General features: G+C 52.3%; 25 protein-coding genes. 6 read left to right on the plus strand and 19 right to left on the minus strand.

The genetic code is table 11. The features are described 5' to 3' along the window. Window positions 1–320 precede the first annotated feature (320 nt). Window positions 321–1,091: a fumarylacetoacetate hydrolase family protein gene (locus HOJ08_07200; protein MBT5673219.1), complete on the minus strand. Its 771-nt coding sequence runs from the start codon at window positions 1,089–1,091 to the stop codon at window positions 321–323. 159 nt (window positions 1,092–1,250) lie between these two features. Between HOJ08_07200 and umuD the strand changes: the two genes are divergently transcribed. After that, the gene (umuD, locus tag HOJ08_07205; protein ID MBT5673220.1) at window positions 1,251–1,673 is read left to right on the plus strand and encodes a translesion error-prone DNA polymerase V autoproteolytic subunit; all 423 of its coding nucleotides are present in this window, start codon (window positions 1,251–1,253) and stop codon (window positions 1,671–1,673) included. Further along, the gene (locus HOJ08_07210) at window positions 1,670–2,950 is read left to right on the plus strand and encodes a Y-family DNA polymerase (protein ID MBT5673221.1); all 1,281 of its coding nucleotides are present in this window, start codon (window positions 1,670–1,672) and stop codon (window positions 2,948–2,950) included. Before umuD ends, HOJ08_07210 begins: the two co-directional genes overlap by 4 nt. Before the next feature lie 28 nt (window positions 2,951–2,978). On the opposite strand, the gene HOJ08_07215 is transcribed toward HOJ08_07210, so the two are convergent. The 3 genes from HOJ08_07215 to HOJ08_07225 all read right to left on the minus strand — a co-directional run bounded on the left by HOJ08_07215 (window position 2,979) and on the right by HOJ08_07225 (window position 6,374). Continuing rightward, window positions 2,979–4,328 (minus strand): diguanylate cyclase, encoded by a 1,350-nt coding sequence (locus HOJ08_07215; protein MBT5673222.1) that lies wholly within the window; start codon window positions 4,326–4,328, stop codon window positions 2,979–2,981. 205 nt (window positions 4,329–4,533) lie between these two features. Beyond that, complete coding sequence (locus tag HOJ08_07220) at window positions 4,534–5,745, minus strand: extracellular solute-binding protein (protein MBT5673223.1); 1,212 nt, start codon at window positions 5,743–5,745, stop codon at window positions 4,534–4,536. A 131-nt stretch (window positions 5,746–5,876) separates the two neighbouring features. Beyond that, window positions 5,877–6,374 carry a VOC family protein gene (locus HOJ08_07225; protein MBT5673224.1) on the minus strand — a complete coding sequence of 166 codons (498 nt, stop codon included), beginning with the start codon at window positions 6,372–6,374 and terminating at the stop codon, window positions 5,877–5,879. Between the two features lie 182 nt (window positions 6,375–6,556). Between HOJ08_07225 and HOJ08_07230 the strand changes: the two genes are divergently transcribed. Beyond that, entirely contained in the window at window positions 6,557–7,579 is a 1,023-nt protein-coding gene (locus HOJ08_07230; protein ID MBT5673225.1) for a protocatechuate 3,4-dioxygenase, read from the plus strand. 28 nt (window positions 7,580–7,607) lie between these two features. Here HOJ08_07230 and HOJ08_07235 read toward each other — a convergent pair whose 3' ends face one another. The 8 genes from HOJ08_07235 to HOJ08_07270 all read right to left on the minus strand — a co-directional run bounded on the left by HOJ08_07235 (window position 7,608) and on the right by HOJ08_07270 (window position 15,524). Next, on the minus strand, window positions 7,608–8,603 hold the full coding sequence (locus HOJ08_07235; GenBank protein MBT5673226.1) for a hypothetical protein: 996 nt from the start codon (window positions 8,601–8,603) through the stop codon (window positions 7,608–7,610). Window positions 8,604–8,614: 11 nt separating this feature from the next. Beyond that, window positions 8,615–9,877: an aromatic ring-hydroxylating dioxygenase subunit alpha gene (locus tag HOJ08_07240; protein MBT5673227.1), complete on the minus strand. Its 1,263-nt coding sequence runs from the start codon at window positions 9,875–9,877 to the stop codon at window positions 8,615–8,617. A gap of 80 nt (window positions 9,878–9,957) precedes the next feature. Continuing rightward, the gene (locus HOJ08_07245) at window positions 9,958–10,128 is read right to left on the minus strand and encodes a hypothetical protein (protein ID MBT5673228.1); all 171 of its coding nucleotides are present in this window, start codon (window positions 10,126–10,128) and stop codon (window positions 9,958–9,960) included. A gap of 22 nt (window positions 10,129–10,150) precedes the next feature. Next, window positions 10,151–11,548, minus strand: coding sequence for a hypothetical protein (locus HOJ08_07250; protein ID MBT5673229.1), 1,398 nt, complete (start codon window positions 11,546–11,548; stop codon window positions 10,151–10,153). A 30-nt stretch (window positions 11,549–11,578) separates the two neighbouring features. Further along, entirely contained in the window at window positions 11,579–12,094 is a 516-nt protein-coding gene (locus HOJ08_07255; GenBank protein ID MBT5673230.1) for a hypothetical protein, read from the minus strand. A 285-nt stretch (window positions 12,095–12,379) separates the two neighbouring features. Then, window positions 12,380–12,670 carry a hypothetical protein gene (locus HOJ08_07260; GenBank protein ID MBT5673231.1) on the minus strand — a complete coding sequence of 97 codons (291 nt, stop codon included), beginning with the start codon at window positions 12,668–12,670 and terminating at the stop codon, window positions 12,380–12,382. 303 nt (window positions 12,671–12,973) lie between these two features. Next, on the minus strand, window positions 12,974–14,422 hold the full coding sequence (locus HOJ08_07265; protein MBT5673232.1) for an MFS transporter: 1,449 nt from the start codon (window positions 14,420–14,422) through the stop codon (window positions 12,974–12,976). A 10-nt stretch (window positions 14,423–14,432) separates the two neighbouring features. After that, window positions 14,433–15,524, minus strand: coding sequence for a hypothetical protein (locus HOJ08_07270; GenBank protein MBT5673233.1), 1,092 nt, complete (start codon window positions 15,522–15,524; stop codon window positions 14,433–14,435). Between the two features lie 210 nt (window positions 15,525–15,734). On the opposite strand from HOJ08_07270, the gene HOJ08_07275 reads away from it, so the two are divergent. From HOJ08_07275 to HOJ08_07285, 3 genes are read left to right on the plus strand one after another with little or no spacing between them, the layout of a single operon-like run. Beyond that, complete coding sequence (locus HOJ08_07275; protein ID MBT5673234.1) at window positions 15,735–15,965, plus strand: hypothetical protein; 231 nt, start codon at window positions 15,735–15,737, stop codon at window positions 15,963–15,965. A gap of 16 nt (window positions 15,966–15,981) precedes the next feature. Beyond that, a complete protein-coding gene (locus HOJ08_07280; protein ID MBT5673235.1) occupies window positions 15,982–16,845 on the plus strand; it encodes a hypothetical protein in 864 nt (287 codons plus the stop codon). Window positions 16,846–16,851: 6 nt separating this feature from the next. Further along, entirely contained in the window at window positions 16,852–17,133 is a 282-nt protein-coding gene (locus HOJ08_07285) for a PqqD family protein (GenBank protein ID MBT5673236.1), read from the plus strand. Here HOJ08_07285 and HOJ08_07290 read toward each other — a convergent pair. The 7 genes from HOJ08_07290 to HOJ08_07320 all read right to left on the minus strand — a co-directional run bounded on the left by HOJ08_07290 (window position 17,123) and on the right by HOJ08_07320 (window position 24,783). Next, complete coding sequence (locus tag HOJ08_07290) at window positions 17,123–18,199, minus strand: hypothetical protein (GenBank protein ID MBT5673237.1); 1,077 nt, start codon at window positions 18,197–18,199, stop codon at window positions 17,123–17,125. The two genes, HOJ08_07285 and HOJ08_07290, sit on opposite strands and share 11 nt — an antisense overlap. Window positions 18,200–18,216: 17 nt before the next feature. Next, window positions 18,217–19,443: a glycosyltransferase WbuB gene (locus HOJ08_07295; GenBank protein MBT5673238.1), complete on the minus strand. Its 1,227-nt coding sequence runs from the start codon at window positions 19,441–19,443 to the stop codon at window positions 18,217–18,219. Next, window positions 19,440–20,405, minus strand: a complete 966-nt coding sequence (locus HOJ08_07300; GenBank protein ID MBT5673239.1) for a class I SAM-dependent methyltransferase — start codon at window positions 20,403–20,405, stop codon at window positions 19,440–19,442. The genes HOJ08_07295 and HOJ08_07300 overlap by 4 nt, the downstream gene beginning before the upstream one ends. Then, window positions 20,402–21,496 (minus strand): glycosyltransferase family 4 protein, encoded by a 1,095-nt coding sequence (locus tag HOJ08_07305; GenBank protein MBT5673240.1) that lies wholly within the window; start codon window positions 21,494–21,496, stop codon window positions 20,402–20,404. Before HOJ08_07305 ends, HOJ08_07300 begins: the two co-directional genes overlap by 4 nt. An 11-nt stretch (window positions 21,497–21,507) precedes the next feature. Beyond that, window positions 21,508–22,665, minus strand: coding sequence for a glycosyltransferase family 4 protein (locus HOJ08_07310; GenBank protein ID MBT5673241.1), 1,158 nt, complete (start codon window positions 22,663–22,665; stop codon window positions 21,508–21,510). A gap of 105 nt (window positions 22,666–22,770) precedes the next feature. After that, a complete protein-coding gene (locus HOJ08_07315; GenBank protein ID MBT5673242.1) occupies window positions 22,771–23,892 on the minus strand; it encodes a glycosyltransferase family 4 protein in 1,122 nt (373 codons plus the stop codon). A 48-nt stretch (window positions 23,893–23,940) separates the two neighbouring features. After that, a complete protein-coding gene (locus HOJ08_07320; protein MBT5673243.1) occupies window positions 23,941–24,783 on the minus strand; it encodes a hypothetical protein in 843 nt (280 codons plus the stop codon). Between the last annotated feature and the right edge of the window lie 189 nt (window positions 24,784–24,972).

Consider the following 24,972-nt stretch of genomic DNA (forward strand, 5'->3'; position numbering starts at 1 on the left):
AACGGAAAACCATGGAAACCCGGCGCTTGCAATACCGCAAATACGCCGCTTAATATGATCAACCAGATGGGCCAGACCCTCTCTTAGATCAGGCCGCCAGATGTTCCATTTTATATGACGACGGACAATCTGTCCCATAGGCGCTGACGTTAGACAGTAGCCCCTGTTAATTTACGCCTTAACAAAACCCGTTTGCAAAAATGGAAAAAGCCATATCAAGCAAGACACCCCATACTAACGGGTCTATGCAAAATAGTCTGCAAGTCGTGAACTCCTAAACTTTGGGTCCTCCGTCTTTCTGGGCAATGTGGGGGCAACCCTTATTCGGTATACGTGTTTGAAAGGGTGCCAACCCCATCAATGATGACATCAATGGTTGCACCGGGTTTCATGGGCAGGGCGCCGGGGCCGGTGCCGCAGGCGATCAGGTCGCCCGGTTCCAGCGTCATGGATTGAGACAATTTGGCAACAATTTCTGCGGGCTGCATGAACAGGTCACTGACCGGATAGTTTTGGCGTTCACGCCCGTTTAGCTCGGCACGAATACCGCTTTTTGAAACATCAACATCGGTAACGATGGAAGGCCCGAACACGCCAAAGGTATCAAACCCCTTGGCCCGCGCCCATTGGGGAAAGGACGGGTCTGCGGTCAGCAATTGCAATGCGGTCACATCGTTCACGCAGGTGTAGCCAAAGATGGCATCGGTCGCTGCCGCTTCATCGACATTGCTGCACGTCTTGCCGATCACAACCCCCAGCTCTGCCTCATAGATCACCCGGCCATCATAGGCGGCGGGTTTTCGAATGGGCGCACCCGCGGCCAGAAAACACGATGTTGGTTTGAGAAAGAACAGCGGATATCCAGGCGTTTCCAGCCCCTGTTTTTCGGCCGCCATGCGGGAATTATTCCAAAGGGCAATCAATTTTCCAGGCATGCAGGGGGTCAATACGGTGACATCGCCCAGCGCACAGGATTTTCCCGTCGAGACAGGGTTTGCAAAAAGATCCCCTTCATGGATATCAATCTGTTCCCCATCAAGCGTGCCGAAGCCCGTCTCGCCATTATGTTCAAACCTGATCCAGTGTGCCACGGCATATCCCCACATGTGTTTTCGTTGCAGTGTGTTTTCCTTAGAGATTGATACTGTCTTCTGGCGAAGATCGCGACAGAAATAAGCAGCCCCCCTTGCGTGCGGGCTTCATCCGGCATATGTTCCTTGTTTGTTCTAATATGTGAAGGCCGTCCCCCTATGGTGCTTATCGCGATCAGCAAGGCAGAAAACCCCGTTTCCCTGCCACTTTATATGAGCCCGGTTGCCGCAGGCTTTCCGTCTCCTGCTGAGGATTATGTTGAAGGCACCCTGGACATCAATGCGCATCTGGTGCGCCACCCGGCGGCCACCTTTATGCTGCGGGTGGTGGGGGATTCCATGACCGGTGCCGGAATTTTACCCAGCGATCTTTTGGTGGTGGATCGCAGCGTGGAACCCGTGGCCGGGCACATTGTGGTGGCAGCCCTCGGTGCTGATTTGACGGTCAAACGCCTATTGGGGGACAAGAACCGCTGGACCCTGGTTGCCGAACATCCGGACTTCCCCCCCATCCGGGTTGGCCCAGAGCACGACTGCATCCTTTGGGGGGTGGTCACCGGTGTTGTCCGGCGCATGGTATAGGCGGGTGGGATAGGCCCGTGATTTTCGCTCTGGTTGATTGCAACAATTTCTATGCCTCCTGCGAAAGGGTGTTTAACCCGGGCATTGTTGGACGCCCTGTTTTGGTATTGTCTAACAATGATGGCTGTGTCATCGCGCGCTCTCAGGAAGCAAAAGACCTTGGCATCAAAATGGGCGTTCCCGTGTTTGAGGTGCGTGCCATTATTGCGCGCCACAAGATCGCGGTTTATTCCTCCAATTATGCCCTTTATGGCGATATGTCGAACCGCGTGATGAAGGTGCTTTTCAGGTTCACCCCATCGATGGAGGTTTATTCCATCGATGAAGCTTTTCTTGATCTTTCAGGCTTTACCACCCGTGACATCAGCCAATATGCCCGCGACATTCGCCGCACCGTTGGGCGTTGGACGGGCATTCCCGTTTCCATCGGCATTGGGCCAACCAAGACACTGGCGAAGCTGGCGGGCAATGCGGCCAAGAAAATACCCGCCATGGGCGGGGTCGCAGCATTGTTTGATCCCGATCATCAACGCGACGCGCTGGGGGCAACCGAGGTTGAAGACATCTGGGGCATTGGGCGACGCCATGGCCGGATGCTGAAGGCTCATGGCATTCACACCGCACTGGACCTGGCTGGCCAGCCTGACCCATGGGTGCGCAGCAAAATGGGCGTGGTTGGCCTGCGGCTCGTTCATGAATTGCGGGGGGAAAGCTGCCTTGATCTGGAAACCCAGCCAAAAGATAAAAAATCATGCCGGGTTTCACGGTCGTTTGCAAAAGGGGTCACCCGACGTGAAGACCTGCAAAGTGCCGTTGCCAGCTTTGCCGAACGTGCATCCGAAAAACTGCGCGAAGCAGGCCTGGTGGCAGGGGCTGTGACCGTATTTTTACACACCAACGGGTTTCGAACCGACCAGCCCCAATATCGTAACGCCACCACCTTGGTGCTGGACCCCGCCACCAATCATGGGAGTGCCGTTATTGGTGCCGCCATGGATGGGATTGAAAAAATTTATCGCACCGGTTTTTCTTATAAAAAAGCCGGGGTCATGATGGAGGGCCTTTCCCGCGCCAGCGGTACACAGCTGAGCCTTTTAGCCCCTAAAACACACCAATCAACCGATGCCATGAAAGCCTTTGATGCCATCAACCGGCGATTTGGGAGCGGCACAATCCGCCATGGCGCAACGATGCTGGGCAACAATTGGCGGATGGCCCAACAACACCGATCCCCACGCTACACAACGTGCTGGGAAGAACTGGCAACGGTACGATGAAGGGAAACACCCGCCCGATAGGGCCGTATTATGAGGTGGAATCAATAAATTCAGGATCGGTAAGCAAGACGTTGTTACGGCCACTTTCTTTGACGCGATAAAGCGCGCCATCCGCCTTTGATATGGCCATATCAAGGTTACCATGTTTGCTGTGATCGACGCCGATGCTGATGGTGATGGAGAGGGCTTCCTCACCGGCATCAATTTTTTGCGTGCCAATGGTTTGGCATAATTTTTTAAAGGCGCGTTCAGCCTGTTCCCGGGAATATTTGGTGGACAGTAAACAAAATTCCTCACCGCCAAGCCGGCCCGCCAAAACATCATCGCCAAATTGATCAAAAATTATTTCACCAATTGTTTTCAATACGGTGTCACCGGCACCATGACCATACGTGTCATTGACTGTTTTGAAATGATCAATGTCCAACATGGCAACGGTAACCATCAACCCTTCGCCGCGCGCGACATCGACAATGGGCTCGCCTTTTTCGAAAAAACTTCTCCGCGTATTAAGCCCTGTCAGGAAGTCCCTGCTGATGATCTCTTGCAAGGCATTATGTGCCTCCATCAATTCAAGTTGCTGAAAAATACGGCTTGAAAATTCTTCTGGAATGAATGGCTTTGTGACGAAGTCATTGGCGCCATATTTAATAAATTTTGCAGACATCAAAGGATTGCCCGTGGACGACATGCCAACGATTGGCAGTTCTGATTTTGACCGCAGTTTGCGCAATTCCAGAACAAGATCAAACCCATCCATCCCGGGCATGGTGTTGTCGGTAATAACCAATTGTATATCCGGCGCTGCCTTGAAAGCATCCAAAGCTTCTAGTCCATCTTTTGCAACAATCACCTGGAATTGATAGCGGGCAAGCAGGGACAAAAGCAGCTTGCGCGTGGTGCTGGAATCATCGGCGACCAAAACTTTGATAAATTTATTCTGGTAAAGGCGGTGCAGCAAAGACACTACATGTTCAATGCAGGACGGGGAATCCTTTACCACATAATCGACAATGTCTTTTTCAAAAAGCCGGTCCCGCAAATCTTCGCTGTATTCACCTGAAAAGACGATGGACGGAATGCCGCTGGCCGAAACCAGGTCAATCACCTCACCATCGGGCGCGTCCGGTAAGACGTAATCCAGAATTGCCAGATCAATGGTGTCTGATTGTTCCGCCAAAATTTCTTGGGCGCTTTTCATATCTGTTGCCAGGCAAACATCAAAATTCGTGCGGCTCTCAATCTCATTTGTTATGGCCCGGGCGAACACCCTTGAATCCTCAACAACCAAAATCTTCGCCACGCCTTTTGGCGCTGTGACGGATGTTTCATTTCTGGATGCTCCGCGCGTGACAGAGTTTTCTTTGGTGGTTTGCATACCCGAGTGTTCCATGCGGTGGCCTTAAGGACCACTGTTCTAAAAGTCTAAAAATTCCTTATATGTGTTTTATGTCTAAATTTCGTTAAAAACGCCTGAATTTGCAGGGATTTCATTATGTTGCCGCCCCAACGGAAAAGGGCACTGTTCAGGTTTATCTGAACAGTGCCCTAAATTCGGCCTTACTTAGGCTACGGAAAAGCGCTTAGTTCTTTTTCCGTTTCTTACCTTTTCTTCTCTTTTTCCTTTTGCGTTCCGGCACACCAATCCAGTTGGCGTTCCAAAGCGACAGCATGTCTTTATGCATTTGGCTGTTTAGCATTGCGTCGTCACGGACGGCCCTTTGCTTGCCCAGAATGGTGTCGGGGAATGCCAAAAACTGTTTTTCAGGAAGCCCCTGATGCACGGGCACCGTCAAGGATGTGGCATATTGCATAATCTGCCCTTCCTTGCTCAGGATCCAGTTAATGAACAGCCGCGCAGCATTTTTATGTTTGGCTTTTTCCAACATCACAATTTGGGACAACGTAATGGGCACCGGTGCTGGGCAATGATAGGCAATTGGCGCGCCCTTCAGCTGGTACTTTTTAACGCGATATGCCGGTGCCGGAATATTGGCGTGGGCTTCGCCCGCAACTGTCAACGCGGTCATCGCCGTCATGCCTTCTTTGCGTTTTTGCGGCTTCACCACATCATAGAGACCCTTGGTGAATTTTTGACCCCATTTTTCACCCTTAATGCCCCACAGATTAAGCAGCCAGGCATTGGGATGATTGGAGAATGAAATGTTGCCATTCCGCCAGCGTGGATTGGTCAGCAGTTCGTCCCACGTCTTTGGCAGTTCTGACTTTTTCACCTTGTCGGTGTTGTAGCCCATGCAGCGAAAGGAAATCTTGAACGCAGCCCAGGTGCCGTCTTTGGCACGGTGGGCCTTTGCGACATTTTTATAACCCGGCAGCTCACGTAGATCGGCAAGCGCCTTCATCTTTGTAAATTCAAAATAGGAATCGGCAATGCTGGTCGTAACATCGGTGATAACCCGGCCACCATGCAGCGCGATCAAAACCTTCATCCCGCGGCCCGATGTCTTGGTGCGGTGATAGCGCAGTTTGATAAAGGGATAGCGTGCATTAAATGACTTGGTCATTTTTTTGAAAGCACGGTTGGACCAGGTGCCGAGAATGACGACTTCCTTTTCCTTTTTGGCACCCTCAATCCATGCATTGGGAACCTTCAATTCTGCATCCAGGCCCTTGAGCATGGATACATCGAATTTAAGTTTTTTGAGTGTCTTCGCAGTTGCCTTCGGCAGGTCTGCAGCATTGGCCGTGGCGGTGATCGCCGGGCCAAAGCCCAGTGCCAATACCCCCAGTGCCAATACCGATGCCGATATGGTCATATGAAATTGTTTGAACATGACAGAATCCTTTTCCAAGCCCTGTTGTTTGAGTTTTTTATTTAAACGCAGCACCAAGGCCACGATTAGGTCGCATTAGATACGCAGGGGTTCATAATGGCAATATAAATGCCGCTTTATGGTCAGGGTGTTTATGTTTTCAGGACTGCGTCCCCTGCATAAAGGCCCATATCTTCGCGTCGTCCGGCCTTATTGCGCTCAACACAGGCATCCCGATCTTCTTTCTTCTCAAATTTTGCCTCAATCTCGACCCGGTAACCATCGGGATCAAGGAAGAACCAGTTACAGAAGAAATCTTCGCGTTTATGGCCAACGGGACCTTCGACCTCGATGCCGAGCGATTTGATGTATTTGGCCATTTCTTCGGCCTTTTGCCATTGCACCCGATAGGACCAATGAAATGCGTGGGGAATCTTGACCCGGGGATGGTCTTCTGGCCATTTGATAATGGATAGACCAAAATCACCGATATAGAGCTTTATCAGCGGATTCTTTGATTTGTCGTTACGCCATGCCAACTTTGCGCCGAACACCTTCGTGTAAAATTCAATCGTACGATCGAGGTCATCAACGTAAAATCCGCTATGGCTAACACCCGTGATGTTTTCTTGTAGCGTTGCCGTATCCATAACTCTTCTCCCTTAAATAAACATGGGGCTGCTTCTTAAAATGGCCTCCACCCAATGATACAGGGTATCTGACCCAAGCTTTTTGGGCAAGAGTTCCAGCATATTTACCCCCTGTTATACTTGCCGCAGACCAAGGCCAAAGCTTAAGATAAGCCATAAAAAAATCAGAGGAGCGCCACAAGATGGCAAAGATTGTTTACGGTTTCGGGTCATCGCATGGGCCGCTCTTATCCACCCCGCCGGAACGCTGGGACCTGCGCGCTGCGGACGACCGTAAAAATCCCGCCCACCCTTATAAAAACCACGTCTATTCCTTTCCGGAACTGGTCGAGGCCCGGGCATCGGAGCGAAATTTTGCTGATGAGGCATCCATTGAAGCACGCACCGGGCGTCATGAACGCAATCAGGCGGCCATGGACCATCTGAGTGAAAAGGTGGCCGAAATTGACCCTGACGTCGTGGTGATCGTCGGTGATGACCAGCACGAATGGTTTTTACAACAAGTCCAACCCGCCTTTACCGTTTATTGCGGCAATCAAGTGGTCAACACGGCGCTGGACGTTGAAAAAATGAAGACCAAATCGCCTGGCATTGCCCTGGCCATGAAGGCGCAATACCCACCTGTTGATAAAACCTATCCCGTGCCAAGGGATTTGGGCAAAGCCATCATCAAGCGCGCCGTTGAAGACGAATTTGATGTCACCGCCTCCATGGAACAACCCACCAATGCAAAAGGGCTGATCGGGATTGGCCATGCCTTTGGCTTCATTTGTCGGCGTATCCTGAGGGACCGGCCTGTCCCCATCCTGCCCATTTTGTTGAACACGTATTTTCCGCCCAACCAACCAACGGCCAAACGCTGCTACGCCTTTGGTCAATCCATTGGCCGTGCCATTGCGGCCTGGGGTGGCGAACATGCCGATAAGCGGGTGGCCATCTGTGCATCGGGCGGCATCAGCCATTTTGTGGTGGATGAAGATTTTGACACCCGCGTGCTTGAAGCATTTAAGAGCAAAAATGTTCAGCCCATTTTGGATGAGCCCGAAACCATGTTCCGCGCGGGCACGTCAGAGACCAAAAACTGGATCACCGTTGCCGGCATCCTGTCGGAGACCGACCTCAATATGAATGTCGTTGATTACGTGCCTGCCTACCGTTCCGAAGGCGGCACCGGGTGCGGCATGGGCTTTGCCAGCTGGGAATAAGCGTACTTTTGCGCCATTAGCTCAGTCGCTATTGCTCCATCGTAGACGGGGCAAAAATCTCATCGAGTTTTATCAAGCGCGGCGTCAGGCCTTGTTCGAATGAATATTGGGCAGCCGTTTCCAGGACTTTGCGGTTGGCCGCAATCCCATGCTGGATCAGCGGGGTTGCCAGCGCCTTGCCGGCATCGGCTGAGAGCAGCCCTGTTTCAAGGTGATACCCAATCGCATTTTTTCGCGCTTTTTCAGCAATTTCATTGGCTTTCACAAAGGCTTTGTAAAGATTGAGGATGACCCAAGGGTGCTTTTCAGCAATTTCGCGCTTGATGACCATGCCGTGATTGATGGGATAGATGCCAGTCTTTTTAAAGAACCGCACCCCTTCGGCATGGGGATCAGGGAACAGGGTCTTGAAATCGGGATGCTTATAAAGATCAAGATTGGACCGATCGATTAAGTTGTTCGTGCCTGCCAGATAACGCAACGCGCCATCAATTTTTCCATCCAACATCATTTGGCCAAGGTTGGTGGTGTTGGGAATATAGGAAAGCTTTACATCTTTGGGCGGGGTGAACCCCACCGCACCCCCTTGGCTGTGTTCAGGATTACGCTCCATCCAGAATTCAATGTCGCGGGCATGCACATCATATTCATGCTGCAAGAAACCCCGGGTCCAAAGCGCTGCGGTCTGCTGATATTCTGGCACCCCCAGCTTTTTGCCTTTCAGGTCCGATGGCTTGTCGATGCCACTGTCTTTGCGCACCAAGGTGCCGACTTGAAACATTCTGCGGGTGGTAAAAACAGGAATACCAACCCAACGGTCATCCCCATTGGCGATGGCCATCATCAACGATGACATCGACATTTCGGAAACATCAAAATCTCCGAACCGCAATTGACGCCAGAACAGCTCTGATGCATGGACCGATGTACTGATCAGGTCAATGCCATCGGGCTTGACGTGGCCATCAAATATCGCGCTGGTGCGCGGGTTGTTGGCCATGCCAATGCTGAGTTGTAAATCCATATTTTTTTCCGTTACTCCGCTGCTCTTTCGGCCAAAGCCCTTTTGCAAAAACTGGGCCCGTCCTCATCATCACCAATATACGTCGCCGTACAAATGAAATTGGCAAATCGATCATCATTGGGTTTGCGCAACACAAACGGGGCCTCGCCAGTTTCTTCCATTTTCTTGATCGCGTTAAACAAGGCCCGGCGCACCGCAGTAATGACGATGTCGCTGGAGCCCAGGTTTTCTTTCGTGCGGTCCTGAATGGACCCCTGGGTTTCAATGGCAAAGGCATCCTGTGATGGAAAATGCATCCCCATGCCGCCAAAGCTGTCGCCCCGTTTCAGTTCATCACGATCTTGCAAATAGCGATTTTCCATGCGGCGCACATGGCGGAAATCAGCGCCGACATTTTCTGCACGGTTTTTCTGCAATCTTTCTTTGTCCAGAACGGCCGAATAGCGATAGAAAAATTCAAACCGGCAATGACTGTGATCATCAATGGGTACATACCAACGCCCCTGATACCCGGCCTCACCCGTAGACGTGGATGGGGTTGCACCACAGGGATAGACATAATTGTTGATGCGTAAATATTTTTTGCCGCCCGGGGCATTGTGAAGGGCAAAAATTCTTGTGCCAAATTCGGTTTGTTCAATATCGATCTTGGGGGGCTCATTGCCACGCAATGCGCCCACATCGGTGAATGAACGCTCACTCGGGGTTCCCGGTGGGCGACGATGTAAATACGTTGTGTGGGCCGGATCGGCGGAACTTTCCAACCCCTGCAACCAGTTGCAATTCTGGATCACGCGAAAGGCCAAACGGCTTTCTTCCTTGGCCATCAGAAATTCGAAATCGGGAATCAATGGTGGTTCCCCTTCGCCCATATAGGTCCAGATGGCACCGCCCTTTTCCTGCACCGGATACGCTGGATGCTTAACTTTGTCGCAGAATTTTCGGCCCTCAGGCTCCGCCGGTTGATCGATGCAATTGCCGTTCTTGTCGAACAACCAACCATGATAGAGGCAACGGATGCCGCCGTCTTCGACCCGGCCATAGGAAAGGTCTGTGCCACGATGGGGGCAATGTTTCCCGATCAGGCCCAGTTCATCATTGGGATCACGGAACAACACCAGATCTTCGCTCATGATGCGGATGGGGATCGGGTCGCCACCGATGGGCATTTCTTCCGACGTCGCAATAGGGTGCCAATAAGACCGCAGGAACTTGCCGCCCGTGGTTCCGGGACCGGTTTGGGTAATCAGGTCATTTTGTTCTTTGGACAACATAAGTCGCACTCCCTCTAATCTTTACTTCCGGCCCTGTCTCTTGGCCCGATTAAGCTTAGATTACTAAGTTCTTTTGAATTTTACAAGATGACGCGACATAAATGTTTGGGTTTATCACACGGCCCTTGGCCCCCATAGATAAAGGCCAGCCCACCAAACTGGTTTATCAAGGCCCTGCCATGCCCAGAATGCGAAACACCCCGCAATCTTGGCATGGCCGCACCGATATAAACAAACATCGTATGGGTCATGGCAACAAAGCCTCCCCCGCTTTTATGGCTTGGTTAGGTAAAACCCTTTCGTTATGGCATCAAAATAATATTTAGCCACCACTGGGGCGACCCCAGAAGGCAGGCCTTCTTCGGGTGTCGCGTAAGTGTGAACCCCTGCCCCCAGACGCGTCAGGGCAATTTTTGGTGCAGGGCTCATGGCCTTGAATTTAGGGATAATGACCTCTTTGTACACTTCCGGGGAATGATCGCGGCTGTCTTTTGTGATTAAAAACAGCGTTGGCGGTACCGGTTTCACGTCTTTGCCTTTAAGTTCCCGGGTGTAGCCCACAAAATGATCGGCCAATGCCTTGGCGTCCTTTGGTGCCATTTTAAGACGTTTGGCAGAAATGCGGGCCATCTGGCGCAACGACCCAACAATGTTATGGGTGACCATATATTCCGCCTTGAACTGGGCACGCTTGCGGGCGACATGCCATTTATCCAGAATTTCTTCCATCAGCCATGGCAGACGCATCAACGCCGCAGGGCCTTCTTGTCCCAAGGCTTCTGGCCCGCGATAGCGCGCCAGATCCCGCCAGGTGCGAATGTAGAGATCGTTGAAACGGTCTTTCCATTTCGGCCCTTCGGTCACCACACGTTTATAACCTTGAATCTTGCCCACGCCGCCGGACCACAGATGCTTGACCTCGTTGATATAGCCAAAGGTTGAATTTTCAATCGCCATGATGCCGGCGATGTTTTCGACCCGCTGGCTCAACATGCAGACATAAGGCCCGCCCGTAGAATGGCCATGGACATAGATGGAAAATTCATCGACCGGAAAATGCCGGGCACAGGCGGTTTTCATGCCTTCTTCAAATGCTTTGGGCCATGCCGCCATGCGATCATAAAACCGCGTTCCGGGTTTCGCGCGGGCATAAAGACGGGTCCCATATTTCATAAGCTTGGTCGGGTCTTTCACCACGGTGTACTGATCGGGGGTAACCCGTTCACCCTTTTTCCAAATCGGGGTGCGCACAGAACCATTGGCATTGACGGTATCGCCCGGCCAATCCCGATCTTTTTCGTCCAGGCAAAGCCTGCCCGGGAACGTCATGACCACAACCTTAAACCCGAATTTTTTGGAAAACAGGCGCGCGATCACTTCCATTGATTTGTAATCACCCGATCCACCATGAAGCAGGAAACAGCCAACGCGCTTGCCATCCGCCCCCCGTGCGATCCGGGATTTTACCCGGGGTTCATACACCTGCACCCCAATATCCCAATCCATCCCCAACACTTTGATCCTGAACAGGTCTTCGCGCTCGGTTATGGGAATGTCTTTTTTTGCCAACACCGCATTGGATGTTTTCAAAACGGTTGCACGATCCATATTTGCGGGGGGCTTGATCCCTGAACGCACTTTGGATTTGGTTTTGGTTTTTGCAGTTGCCATGCTCTCTACTTCCTACTGTTTTTTAAAATGCTAGTTTCGGCTGGCCGCCATGACTTCTTTCAAGGTGAAAAAGAATTTAAGCATGCGGCTGATTTTACCATAAAGCACCTTACGCTGACCAATCGCTGCTTTCACTTCTGTTGCGATATCTTCATGGTTCCGGGATTTTTGGACGAGGGTTTCTTTGTGGGTGAAATAAACGTTTGTTGCCTCGATCAGGGAAACCCTTTGGGCCGCAAAATGGCGCATCTGGATGTCAATCATCCGAAGGGCCTTCGCCCTTTGATATTTGCCATTCCAGATGGCTTCGGCACGTTTGCAGCCTTTTTCCCACATATCATACAGGCTTCGGCGCGCCAAATTGGACCGATCCAGCTCACATTTCAAAACCACCGCAATCAACGCATCGCGCTCACCCGTCTTAAATTGACGAATGTCGCGGACAAGTTTTGCCTGGATTTTCACATCCCCCGGCACATTGCCCAGAAATGCAACGGGCTCCATCGCGCCCAAGGGGGTCACGAATGCTGCAAGGGTCAAAGCCACTAAACAAAACCTAAAAAAATACACGTTGGCCTCCAGGCGCAGGTCATAGAATAAATTATTCCCCGGGAAAACCCGGGCCGACCTGTTTTAACGCATTTATGAATTTAACGTGCATCATTTTGGGGCAATGAAGGCCCTTCACCCGTTTCATGAAAAAAAACCCGCTGCATTATTGATGCAAGCGGGGTTTTTTAAGGGAGCGGTGGCGGATCAAGGGGGGAGACTTCATGGGCCAGGGGGGTGCCCATTCACGTCAATGATCCGCCACCAGGGAGGCATTCATAATTACGCGCTCGGGTGTAACGTTTCATCACCATCAAGCTCATCAGCAGGATATTCAAACGTTACTTCGGCGGTTTGATACTGGCCGTCATCACCATCGATTTCATCGGCAGGATATTCAAACGTTACGCCTGCGCTCTGATACCGGCCTTCGGTGCCATCGATTTCATCAGCGGGATATTCATAGCTGGTATTCCCGGCAACCTGGGTGTTGGTGTTGGCCGTTGCTATGCCACCGGCAAGACCGGCAAAGGCGAGGGCTGCGAAAGAAAGTGCAAAGATCATTTTTTTCATTTTCATCTCCATTGGGTTTGTTAAAACTGTGTGGTTTCAATTTTGGTTTCGCTCATCATTGAACGTGAAAAGACACTAGCCCCAGCATTTGAAAATTAGAAATCAAGCCCATTGAGATTAACGTGAGCGTGGGTGAAGCACCTGTGACCAACCCGTGATCAGCGCGTGATGAACCCGCCATTAGCGCATGACCAATGATCTCGCATCTATTTGAAAATATTAGTTTTAAATGGATTTGTAGCAGCCGCCTACATCATCACGAAACCGCGAGGTAGGCATTTTTTTCAAATAAAGCGGTGGGGTTTATGACGTTTTATTTCGGTCATCGCGGGCGGCGTGGCGAATTAGCAGCGCCATAAACACCACAGCACAGGCCAGGGGCACAAGGTTGAAGCTGTAAACCATGGTGACAGATCGGCCAACGGCTTCGGGATCAGTCGCATCCCCCAGCCCCGCCATGGATGAAAGCCCGCCAGCAACAGCGGCGCCAAAGGCAGTCCCCATGGACCGGACCGATGGCATGGCCGATGACGTAATGCGTTCTTCGCCTTTTTTGGCATTGGCCATGGTCCGGGCAACAATATGGACATTGTGAATACCAACCCCCAATCCCAACACCACGGCGGCCAACGTCATAACGATCAACGACCCCGGCGTGCGCGCCATCATTGCCAGCCCGGCCATACCAACCATCATAAACAACGGCCCGGCCATAAGCGCCAAACGTTCCCGCTTGCCGGACCATCCAGAGACCGTAAAGGTGCCAACAGTCCAGCCAAAGGAAATGGTGATGGAAATGAAACTGATGAACAGCGGCGTCACCCCATGGACCACTTGTAACAAAAGCGGCAGGAAAATATTAACCGAGGTCTGCGCCATGCCGCCCAGGAATAAAATCAAAAGTGCCAATCCCACAGGGGACCGCACCGACATTGCCCCGGTTGGATAAATTCTGTTTTCTGAACGATGATCCAGATGGAACGTCATCCAAACCAGGCCAATGGCCGCGATTATCAATGCCACCCGCATGCCGATGTCATCGGCGAGCCCTGCAAAGGCAATGGAAAAGACACCAGAGACCAGCGTTAAAAGACGCAAGAATGGAAAGCGCCCGCCGCCGCGCGGATCACCCGCGCCGGCTTCATCATCTGGCAATTTAGTCCAGGCGATAACCACAAAACAAAGGGTGATCGGCACCATGGTCCAGAACGATCCACGCCACCACCCAATTTCAGCAAAGGCACCGCCCACCAATGGCCCACACAGCTGTGCCACCATCCAGGTGCCCTGATAGGCCGCCAAAATGCGTTTGCGCAGGCCTTCGGTAAACAATCCGCTGATCAGCGCCATGCCGCCACCGATCACCAAGCCCCCGGCAATGCCTTGAAATCCGCGCGCCAGAACCAAGGCCCCCATATTGGGGGCCAGTGCGCACGCAATGGTACCAATCATAAAAGCCACCCCACTGAAGGCATAGCCCCGACGTCGGCCAAGCTTTCCCCAAAGAATGCCGACGCTGGCGGACCCAATGATGGACCCAATGGTATAAAGCATGGCGGGCCAGGTGTAATAATCTGCCCCGCCCAGATCGGCGACCACGGTCGGCATAATGATGATGGTGACCAGAATTTGCAGGGCATGCAAAATCACGCCCAAAATCACCATGATGGAAAACAGGGCGCGCCCGTCCCGGATCAAATCACCCCATGGGGCAATTTCGGGCGCAGCAGTGGAAGGGGATTTTTCACTCATTCAATAATGCTCAACCAAACATCCGCTGGACGTTCAGGTATTGCTTTGGCCAGGGTAATTTTACACCCTGATCATAGGCTGCATGATAAGTGAAGGAGGGATCGAATAAATGCCATTTGGCAATAGCACAAATATCGGCGCGACCATCGGCGATCACTGCGTTCACATCATCGCCGGATCGGATGTTGCCAACAGTCATGGTTGGCATTCGGGTGGCATTGCGAATGGCTTCGGAAAATGGCGTCTGGAACAAACCATCGGGCGATGGCCTGCGGTGGGATGTCACATTGCCCGATGACACATCGACAATATCAAGACCGGCATCAAACAACATCTGCGACATGGTGATGCCGTCTTCGATGGTGTTGCCGCCTTCTTCGTAATCAATGGCGGAAATGCGCATGGAGATAGGTTTGTCTTCGGGCCAAACCTCGCGCACAGAACGAAGCACCTCTAGTGGAAAGCGCATGCGGCGTTCCATATCACCGCCGTATTCATCATCACGGTGATTGGAAAGCGGCGACATGAACGATGACAACAGATAGCCATGCCCGCCATGGAGCTCAATCATGTCAAAGCCGGCTTCTTCTGCCCAAATGGCACCCTGGACGAACCGTTTGCGAATGTCTTCGATGTCTTCTTTTGTCATGGCCTTGGGCGTGGCGCTATCGGGGCCAAACGGAATGGCACTGGGGGCAGCCAATTCCCAGGCAGCATCACCCAGACCATCACCGCCGCGTTCCCAACCCCTAGGCGTTGCCCCCTTGCGCCCGGCATGGGCCAGTTGCACACAAATTTTGGCATCGGACTGATCATGGACAAAATCGACCACCCGTTTCCACGGGGCAACATGTTCGGGTTCGTACAAACCGGCGCAGCCAAGAGAGATGCGGCCATCGGCGCGAATATTGGTCATTTCTGTGATGATCAACCCGGCACCCCCCAACGCGCGCGCGCCCAGATGAACCAGTTGGAAATCCCCAACCGCACCTTCCGTGGCGGAATACATGCACATGGGCGACACCGCGACCCGGTTCTTCACGGTCATGCCGCGAAGGGTATAGGGGGTAAACATCGGGGGCAGATCTTGGGCATTACTCATTTTAAAAGCTCCTATTTTATTATGCCGGGGCCATTTTCCGGGCTTTATGTGGTATTTTTATATCCCAGCGAAGGCTTTCCCGCCAGCACCGCCGACAAATGCGGGAAAAAATGGATAAAAAGACTTTAAAACCCTGTTATAATTCCCCATATCGTTTGTGTTAAACACAGATGCACCCGGGGGTTTCCCGGACAAGAGAAGGCCAAGGCTATGGATGAAGATAAAAAATCCGCTCCAACGACGACCCGGGGCATGGGCAAACAAATCAGCCGGCGCGCCGCCCTTACCCGGCTTGGCCTTGCCGCGAGTGCTGTTTATATCGCCCCCGTGCTTGCCCCACTGAACCGAGCCGCCGCCAAAGGCAGCAAAGACGCCAGTCAATGGAGTGGCGCAACCCAGGGCGGCAGCGGCAGCAAGGGCGGCAAGGGTAGCAAGCGCTAACAAGCACCATGGCATCGTGACCACCAAAGCACAGCATTTTAGCTTTGACCCGGCCGCCATTTCTGTTTCCGTGATCGATTGCCCGGATTTCACAGAATGGGTGATGCCACTTCTCAATGGCTGGACCCTGAGCGCCCTTAAAGCCAGCGACGCAAAACCATCCGCAATCACGGTGTCGCGCAAGGGTGACACGTTTCATCTGGAATCAAACCGCATCAAGGGTAACGAGACCTATCACGGGCGCATCTATATTGCTTGCGGCTTTCTGGTAGAGCTGATGGTGGCCTATGGTTATTCCGATGACCGGCTAATTTCCCTACACGCCGGTGGTGTTGTAATGGACGATAAACTGGTTCTTTTTCCGGCCAGCGGCAAGACCGGAAAAAGCCTGCTGACGGCCCAATGCGCATTCCGCGGCGCTGCCGTCTTTTCCGATGACATCATCCCGGTCAATGTCAAAACCGGCAACGCCTGTGCCCTTGGGGTGGCACCCCGGATGCGCCTGCCCATCCCCGATTCCATATCAGCCGAATCAGCGGCCTGGATTAAAAAGGCAAGTGGCCTGACCAGCAAACACTACGCCTATCTTGATCTTGCAACCGATGCCCCCGAAAGCCTGCTGGCCCCCGTTGGGGAAGAACGGCCCTTAGGTGCCATCATCCGTCTTTTCCGTGAAGAAGGAACATCCCCTAAAATTTCAGAAGCGAGCCGGCCAGAGATTATGCGGCTGATGATTCGACAACATTTTGGGGCAGCACCAGCGACAGAAATGGTTGAACAATTCGCACACCTGGTAACATCTGTGCCGTGTTACAACCTGCACTATGGTGGCGGCGATGACGCCCTTGAATTGTTGGAAGACACTGTGAAAGCCATATAAATAATCATGAGCAAATACCTTTCATACCGCCGCTTGCCATCCATCAGCGAAACCCCCATGGATGATGAAACCTTTCTTGTGGACCCATCCGTGGAGGGTATCTTTCATCTGAACCCTGTGGGCAAGGCGCTATGGGTTCTTTTGGAACAGCCCCAACGTGCAGACGAGATCAAGGCGCTGCTGGCCGTGGCCTTTCCCGAAGCACCCGAGACAACCCTTCGGGCCGATATCGATAAATTTCTGGAAGCCCTGATTGAGGCAAAATTAATAGAGACAATCAAACCTTAGGCAGGCCGGACCAGGGTTTGATCATCCCCCGAATGCGCCGCAGGTTTCGATGAACCACCACCGATGGCGCAGAAATCAGACCGATGTCGCGCACTTGCAGGGAATTTTTGGACGGTTCTGTTTCAAACATATTCAGATAATCCCTGACTACCCCATCAAAAACAACCCGCTGAAAGCCTGAGTATTCATGGCTTGCCCCATCGGGCAACCGGCCCTGGGGCACGCCAAGGGCTGCCAACAAATGAACCCCGGCCGTCAAGGCGCGTGCATATCCCCCCGATTCTGCCAATGCCATTAACCCACCCCAATCACAGTTCGCACCGGGGCGAGCTAAGCCCACCATCACATCAATCATGGCGCCAACCGACAGGGGGCCAAATTTATCCCGGGCCGCATTGGTGAGTGCGATCAAAATCAGGTGGTCAAACGACGGCACCTTGATCTGGATTTCACCAGCGGCGATATCAACCGATTTGGCAAAAACGTCCTGCGTGGTAAGGGATTGAAACACCGGATAATCATCGGGGTGGATATGAAGGTCGAAACTGAACGCGCCATCGGGGGCCACAAAGGGGTGAAAGCTGGCCTCACTGCTTAACCCCCAGCGCGGTGTTCCCCGGGACCGTTTAAAACGAAAACCAGCGCTTCGTAAATGTTTTACAAGGCCCGGAACATCATCGGCATGCACAAGAAGGTCCACATCCCCCAGCCCCCGGATCAGGGGATCTGGATAGAAACAATATTTTGTTGCCATGCCTTTCAGGCAGACAACATCAATCCCCGCATCGGCAATGGGGCCAAGCCATTTGACGGCGCTGGCCTGCATAAAGCGATGGCGCTGGTGAGACCGTGCGCGGGATTGTTCAGACACAAGATCAGGAAAGGTTTCAAACAACGGTGCCAGCACCCAGGATGCCAACCCAATGGATGTCCGCTTGGCAAGACGCTGGACCAGAGGGACAACGATGTCCCTATCTGCGTGGTGCAATGCATCGGATGGGCTGGCACCTGCAATCAACCGCCAGAGCGCGGTCTGTATTTTTAAGGTTTCCGTTGCATCACCCATTACGACCCGTGCCTGTTTTATTTTTGGCAAAGTTCAATCAGACGCCGTTCACATGCGTTGAGTATTTTATCGCGATCCCAAAAATCGAGGGCCCGTTGACGCGCGGCACGGCCAAGGGCAGCACGGCGGCCCTGGGCATCGGCCAATTCCCGAAGTGCCACGGCAAAAGCCTCACCATCATCGGGGGGCACCACAATCCCCGCACCCTCAACTGCTTGGGCAACCTCAGTTCCCGGCAACGCGCCGGCAATGACGGGGCGCCCCGATGCCAGCATGCCCCCCAATTTTGATGGCATCATCAAATCTGCGGCATCGGCGCGTTGGGGCAACAGATGCACATCTGCCATATTGAAAAAATCATTGAGCCGCTCCAAAGGCTGCAGCGGCAGAAACGTCACATTGTCCAAATCTTGCGCATCTTTTTCCAACTGCGCACGCACCGCGCCTTCACCACACAAAACAAACTGAATGCGCGCCTCACCGCGTAAATGGCGCGCCGCATCAATCAAGGTTTCCAGCCCCTGCTTTTCGCCCATGTTGCCGGAATAAAGCGCCACCATTGTCCCCGGCAAAATGGCCAATTCGCTGCGATACACGCTGGGATGCTCGCCCGGAAAAATGGCGCTTGTGTCCACCCAGTTAGGGAACAGGGTGCTTTTTTCCGCAACGATGCCCTTGCCCTTAATCTTTTCCAGCATGCGATCCGAAATCGTTGTGACCAGATCAAAACGGCGCATCAACCAGCTTTCCAGCCCCAAAACGATCTTGCGCAGCCATTTGCCTTTGAGAATACCCATGGTAAAGGCGGCATCCACCTCCAGGTCCTGGACGTGCAACCATGACCGGGCACCCCCCAACATTGCCGCCAGTTTTGCCGTGGGCAGAGAAAATGCGGGGGGTTTAACCACACACACAACATCGGGCCGCCAAAACACGCTTTGATAAAGCAGCACCGGAAATGCACTCAGCGAAAAAGAGGCAAGGTGCAAAATTCTTTTTAGCCCCGTTGGGTGTTCCGGAACCCAGAACGGACAACGGATGACCTTTGCCCCTTTGATCATTTCACGGGCGTACCAATATTTCCGGTATCCCGCCCGGATTTTCCATTCTGGATAATACGGCGGCGTGGTCACGACCCGGACATCATGGCCCTGTTCTGCGAACCAGCTGCCCATTTCACCGCTGAACTTTCCGATGCCGGTCAATTCGGGGATGTAATTGATGGTGTGAAACAATATTTTCACTGGGGCGCCGCCATTTTCCGGGCACGAACAACCAGACAATCCCCACGCCAGTTCCGATTAAGCCCCCAAAGGGTCGGAAACAGGAATGTCCGGACCAACACCATCCATGCGCCAACAAACCAGGCCCTTCGCAAACGGCGCGTGGGCTCGCCGGGGCGCGAATACAATTTTGCAATGATGGAATGGGCCACCCACAAGGCCGGGGTTTCATTGCGGAAAGAAAAAACCTCGAACCCTGTTTCTGCCAAAAGGCGTCGCAAATGCGGCCCAGTAAAATGGGTAATGTGAAAAGGCACGTGCCAGTTTATCCAATCCCCCCCAAAAATATTCCGCAGGGAAGAATCCGCATTGGGGAGCGAAATCCATACCTCACCATCGGGGGCCAACATCTCGTTGATCTTTTCCAACATTTCACGCGGTGTAAATGAATGCTCCAAAACATTAGAAAGCACGATTGTCTGATAGGGTTTTTCCACATTGAAATTTTCCAGATCATCCCCTGAAACCTGAAAGCCGCGTGCGCGTGCTACTTCTGCTGCAATGGGATTGGGTTCTTGTCCTTCGGCATCAAAACCATTTTTTTGAAATTGCTCTAACCCACGGCCCTGATTACACCCAACATCCAAAAGCCGCCCAGTTCCCTTAATCTCCGAAAAGGTAATGTCGCCATCCATGGCCAACCACAATTTATATAAAGCGCTATCGAAGAGCCATTCCCGGAATGCGGTATAGGTGGTTTCTTCCCCGCTGAAATTATAAAAATGCTCATAAAGCGCATTAAGGGTTGGGGCATCAGGGCGTGGCACTGTTTGCAACACATCACACGTCGGACAACGGGCAATGGAAAACTTTCCCGGAGCACCAAATCGATTGTCGTAAAGCGGCGATAAAATGATTTCAGTTTTTCCATGGCCAAACACGCAGTCTATGGAGCCGGTCATTTTGGCATTCGTGGTTTTCATGCGCCCTCTCCCCGGCCATCCCCGGCGTCAACAATTTTAGAAACAATGCGCTGCAGAGCAGCCTTGGCACCATGATGGGCAGATGCGGCCGCTTCATGAGCCTTCGTGGCGGCATCATCAAGAGCCATATGATTTTCCGACCAATGGCGCAACAATGCCAGCGCCGGAGGAGCAAACGGCTGATCCGGGGCCACAACCAGCCCGGCATCCCCGGGAACCTGGCCCCCAATACAACCGCGCCCATACGCAATCACGGGCACCCCAGCGGCCAATGCTTCGGCCACCACCGTTGGTTCCGCCTCGTTCACATAACCTGTTGGGAATAGAAAAACGTCGATGTCATCAAAGAACGTGGATTTGGCATCCCCATAAATTGGCCCCCGATAATCTATCTGGTTTCCCAATTCTGCCGTGGCACTGTCGATCATGCGCGCGCCATCGGGGTCTGCCACAGGCCCCGCCAGCACAAGTTTTTCCACCGAATCCCCTGCCGCCATCACAACATCGAGCACAATATCCAGCCCCTTGTCACGACACAGGTTGGAAAGATGTCCGACCCGAAGGGCACCACTTGAGCTGCTTCGGGCATTGACGGAACGCGGCGGCAAAAAAGCCGCATTTGAAAGTGTCATGGTATTTATGGTGTCGCCATAGCGGCGTTGCAGCAGTGATGCCATATGGGAACAAAGACAAATATGGGTTGTCCCACACCCTGCACCCCGGACAAGCAGGGCCATCTTCCAGTCCCATCGGTCCAAATAGGAAAAGGCATGATGATGGATAAAAATCCTGCGCCCAAGAACCCGGGCCATCATGGCCAGCACAATATTATAAAGAAGCCCCCCACCGCCTGCGGCAGAAAAATAAACCGGGGCGTGGCCAAAGGCCCCCTCTGCCAAACCCACCATCGCCGCCATCACCCGGCCAAGGCGGGTTAGGTGATAGCCAATCCCTCGTTCAAGACCATCGGGGGCGATGCTAAGTTTTTTCACCACGGCTTTTTCACCAATGATGTCCGCCATGAAAGCCGTGATAACAGCCGCACCGTGGACTGGCGGCGGAAACGGGCCGATGACGGTGACTGTGGGCATGCCCTTTGCCATTATTTATTATCGCGTGTTGGGGCCACAATGCCCGTCAGCTTGCACACACCTTCGGCAAACCGGGCCACATCGCCCATGGGTGCCATGGCATTGGCACCCTCTACCAAGCGCTGCCACAGGGCTTCATTGCCAGCAATGTCTTCCATAAACCGGGCGAGGCCTTCTGGATTATCGGGCTCAAACACGTAGCCATTCACCCCATTGCGCACCAAAGAATCCCTCGAACCCACGTTGTCGGATACCAGGGCCGGCACACCAAGGGCCAGCGCTTCGTTAACCACCAAACCCCATTGTTCCTCGGTGCTGGGCAGGATCAGGGCCAGAGATTGAGACAGGGTTTTGGCGATTGCCTTTGATTGCAAAAACCCCGGAAATTGAATGCCCGCAATACCATCAGCACGCGCTTTCAGATCCTTTTCTAATTCTCCCGATCCACAAATCACCAACGCGCGGGCAGAACTTCCCACGCGTTCGCGATAACGGGCATAGGCATCAATGGCCATGTCGATGTTCTTCTTGGGCACAAACCGGGCGATGATGGTAAAATGACGGTCCTGAAATGCCATCCCTGCCGGCGCAGGATCAACCCCTGCCTCTGCCTGAACCCGATCAATGGAAATTGAATCATAGCCTTCCGCCAATCGATTATCAGAACAGCCCAAAAAGCGGAGGTAATCCCACGTACGCCTGCCACCCACAAGGCCCCCACAATAAGGAAGGTAAATAATTTTTTTAAATAATTCGAACCATATGCTGCGGGGCTTATCATCGAATTTTGATTCTGACATGACATAGACGCGCTTTCCACAAAGCCGCAGAATAATGGCCGAAAAAAGGGTTTCAGGTGCGGTGCAATGGCATAAAAAAATATGTTTCGCGCGCAGCCGAAAACAGGAAAACAACAATCCAGAAAGCCTGCGCAGAAAGGAAACTTCTTCAACCATTTTTCCCGGAAAAAATATTTCCATTTGGAACCCAACACCCTCGGACAACGGCTGCCATAGATATTCCCGGCTATGACCGGCGAAAGCTACACCGATGACCTGATGCGTATCCCCAAGCGCCCGGGCCAGACCAAGACACCGATCAGCATGATAGGGTCCAAATTGGGCCCAATGAAAAATGATCCGCTGGGCTGGCTTAACCAACGTTTTCATGAAAGCATCCCCTGATCAAAAACCCGTTCCTACAACTGGCCCATTGGCGGGATTTTACTGATTGGGGCCAGAATGGTCCTGTGTAAAATGATTGCCCAATTTCCATCAATCAAAACTTTCGTCCGAAAAAAATCGTTTGTAGGGACGCACCCCCTGTGGGGATGAAAATTTCTGTTCCAATGTACGTCGCGCCGCAGCCCGCATTTCCGCTGCCTTTTTTTGATCCACTGCCATATCAACAATATTCGAGGCTAAAATATCGACATTGTGATTTACCAAAAGAACGCCATTTTCGCCATTTACAATAAATTCCCCCAACCCCCCATAAAAAAGAGAGGCCACCGTGGGGCATCCATAGCTGGCCGCCTCCATAGGGGCACAGGGCAAGGTATCGAAGTCGGAATTAAACAGCAACACGTCCCACGCGCGGTAATAATCTGAAATATTTTCAACCCAGCCTTCAAACCGCACCGCATCCTTTATGCCCAGACGCTCTGCCTGATCACGGAGCGCCCCTTCCAGGGGGCCGCCGCCACATATAACAAATATTGCGTTCGGTATTGTTTTTAGAACCTTCGCTGCGGTCTCCAGAAAAACATCGAACCGCTTGCGCCCGATCAGCCAGCCGGCATTGCCAACAATCAAAGCATCTTGCGCTAGGCCCAATTTATCGCGCGCCGCTATCTGGCGTTCGGCCCTGTCAGCTTCATCTTTGTAATGGGGATCATATCCGTTGGGCACAACTTTGACCTTGGCCGAAAGCCAGGGCGCAATGCGCAGGGCTTCGTTCTTTGTAAACTGTATTGGATAGGTTATGGCATCCAAATCACGACATAGAAGTTCATAAAAGCATCGCCATATAAGCCAGGAAAATGGCCCTTCGAAATGGTGGTAATGGTGGCTGAGGACCTTTGGCTTTTTAATCCCCTTCACCGCCGCCAAAGAAGCGGCACACGTTCCCGTAATCCAGACATGGGAACACTGTTCTGCCAGTTCACGAACATGGCAGCGGAACGCCGGGAAATCACGCCACCCAAACCGGCCGCGATATTGAAAATCCTGTGCATGGGCATCAAATTTCCGCACGAATTCCACGCCCGGCCCAAATGGACGGGGACTGACAATACGGAAATCAAAGCCATCCTTACGCAGTTCTTCCATAACGCGGAATGCCACCTGCTCCATGCCGCCCAGGTTCGTGCATTGCATGATATGGAGAACCGTCATGAACCCCCTCTCCTCATTCCATAACGCATAATATTTTCATCGCCGAATTTAGCCTGTTCGGGCCTGAGGGCCGCCTACACCCGGCGCACGAAATGCAATTATTAATTTTTCAAATCCAACCCAGATGATGAGCGGCAGCCACGCCCATAGAGCAAATTTAGCGATTGAAATACCGCCGTCCCGAAACCACTGGATCGAAAGCGGCATGAACATACAATAGAGCAAAATAATTTTAGCATTACCCTGATTACGCCAAAACCATCGGTGCATTCGACCAAGTATAAACCCGACGAAAGCCATGGTAGCAATAAGGCCGGTCCAACCCAAGCTCATCCAGCCATCTCCCGGCAGAGACACTGTCATGCCAATAAAATTTCCGTAATCATTCAGATTCACCAATTGTATAGGCGCACCGACCGGTTTTTCCTTCCAGATAATTCTGGGAATCGGTTCCGTGAACAATTGTATATATTGAGTAAAATATGTGTATGTTCGCGATTGTTTTGGAACTGCCCACAGGACATAAGACAAAAATTCAAAATTAGCAAAATCCGGTGCATCAAGATTTTTCATTAATCCTGGATCATCACGGTATTGAACCGCCTCCACAACGCGATCACCTTCCACCATATTTCGAATCAAATCACGATCCATACCCAAATTCTGAAACAAGATAACAATCGGGATTGCAATGATAATATTGCGGAGCCGAAACCATCGTTGATGATTCCGGTAAAGTTGCAGCAATGCAAGGGTCAGAAGTGCTGTAATAATGGCGTAGCGCCCCCATCCAAGAAATGCTCTGAAGCCGAGAAAAAAGATCATGGGAGCATAAGCCCAGGCAGCAAACCGGTATCGCCATAAAAACAAAACCGTCAAGGAACCCATCATTGCCTGCCCACTGACTGTCTAACGTCAGCGCCTATGGGACAGATTAGGGGCATTGCATAAGAGAGGGTTTCTGGCTCATCGTAGTGACCGAAGGGAACGAAGATGAGACAGAAATCGCAGACAAGACAGACGGGTGCAGCCAAGGCGATCAAGGATGTTCGCCGCGCTACGCGTAAGCAGTATTCGGCG

It is taken from the genome of Rhodospirillales bacterium, assembly GCA_018666775.1.
GTDB lineage: Bacteria > Pseudomonadota > Alphaproteobacteria > SMXQ01 > SMXQ01 > JABIXC01.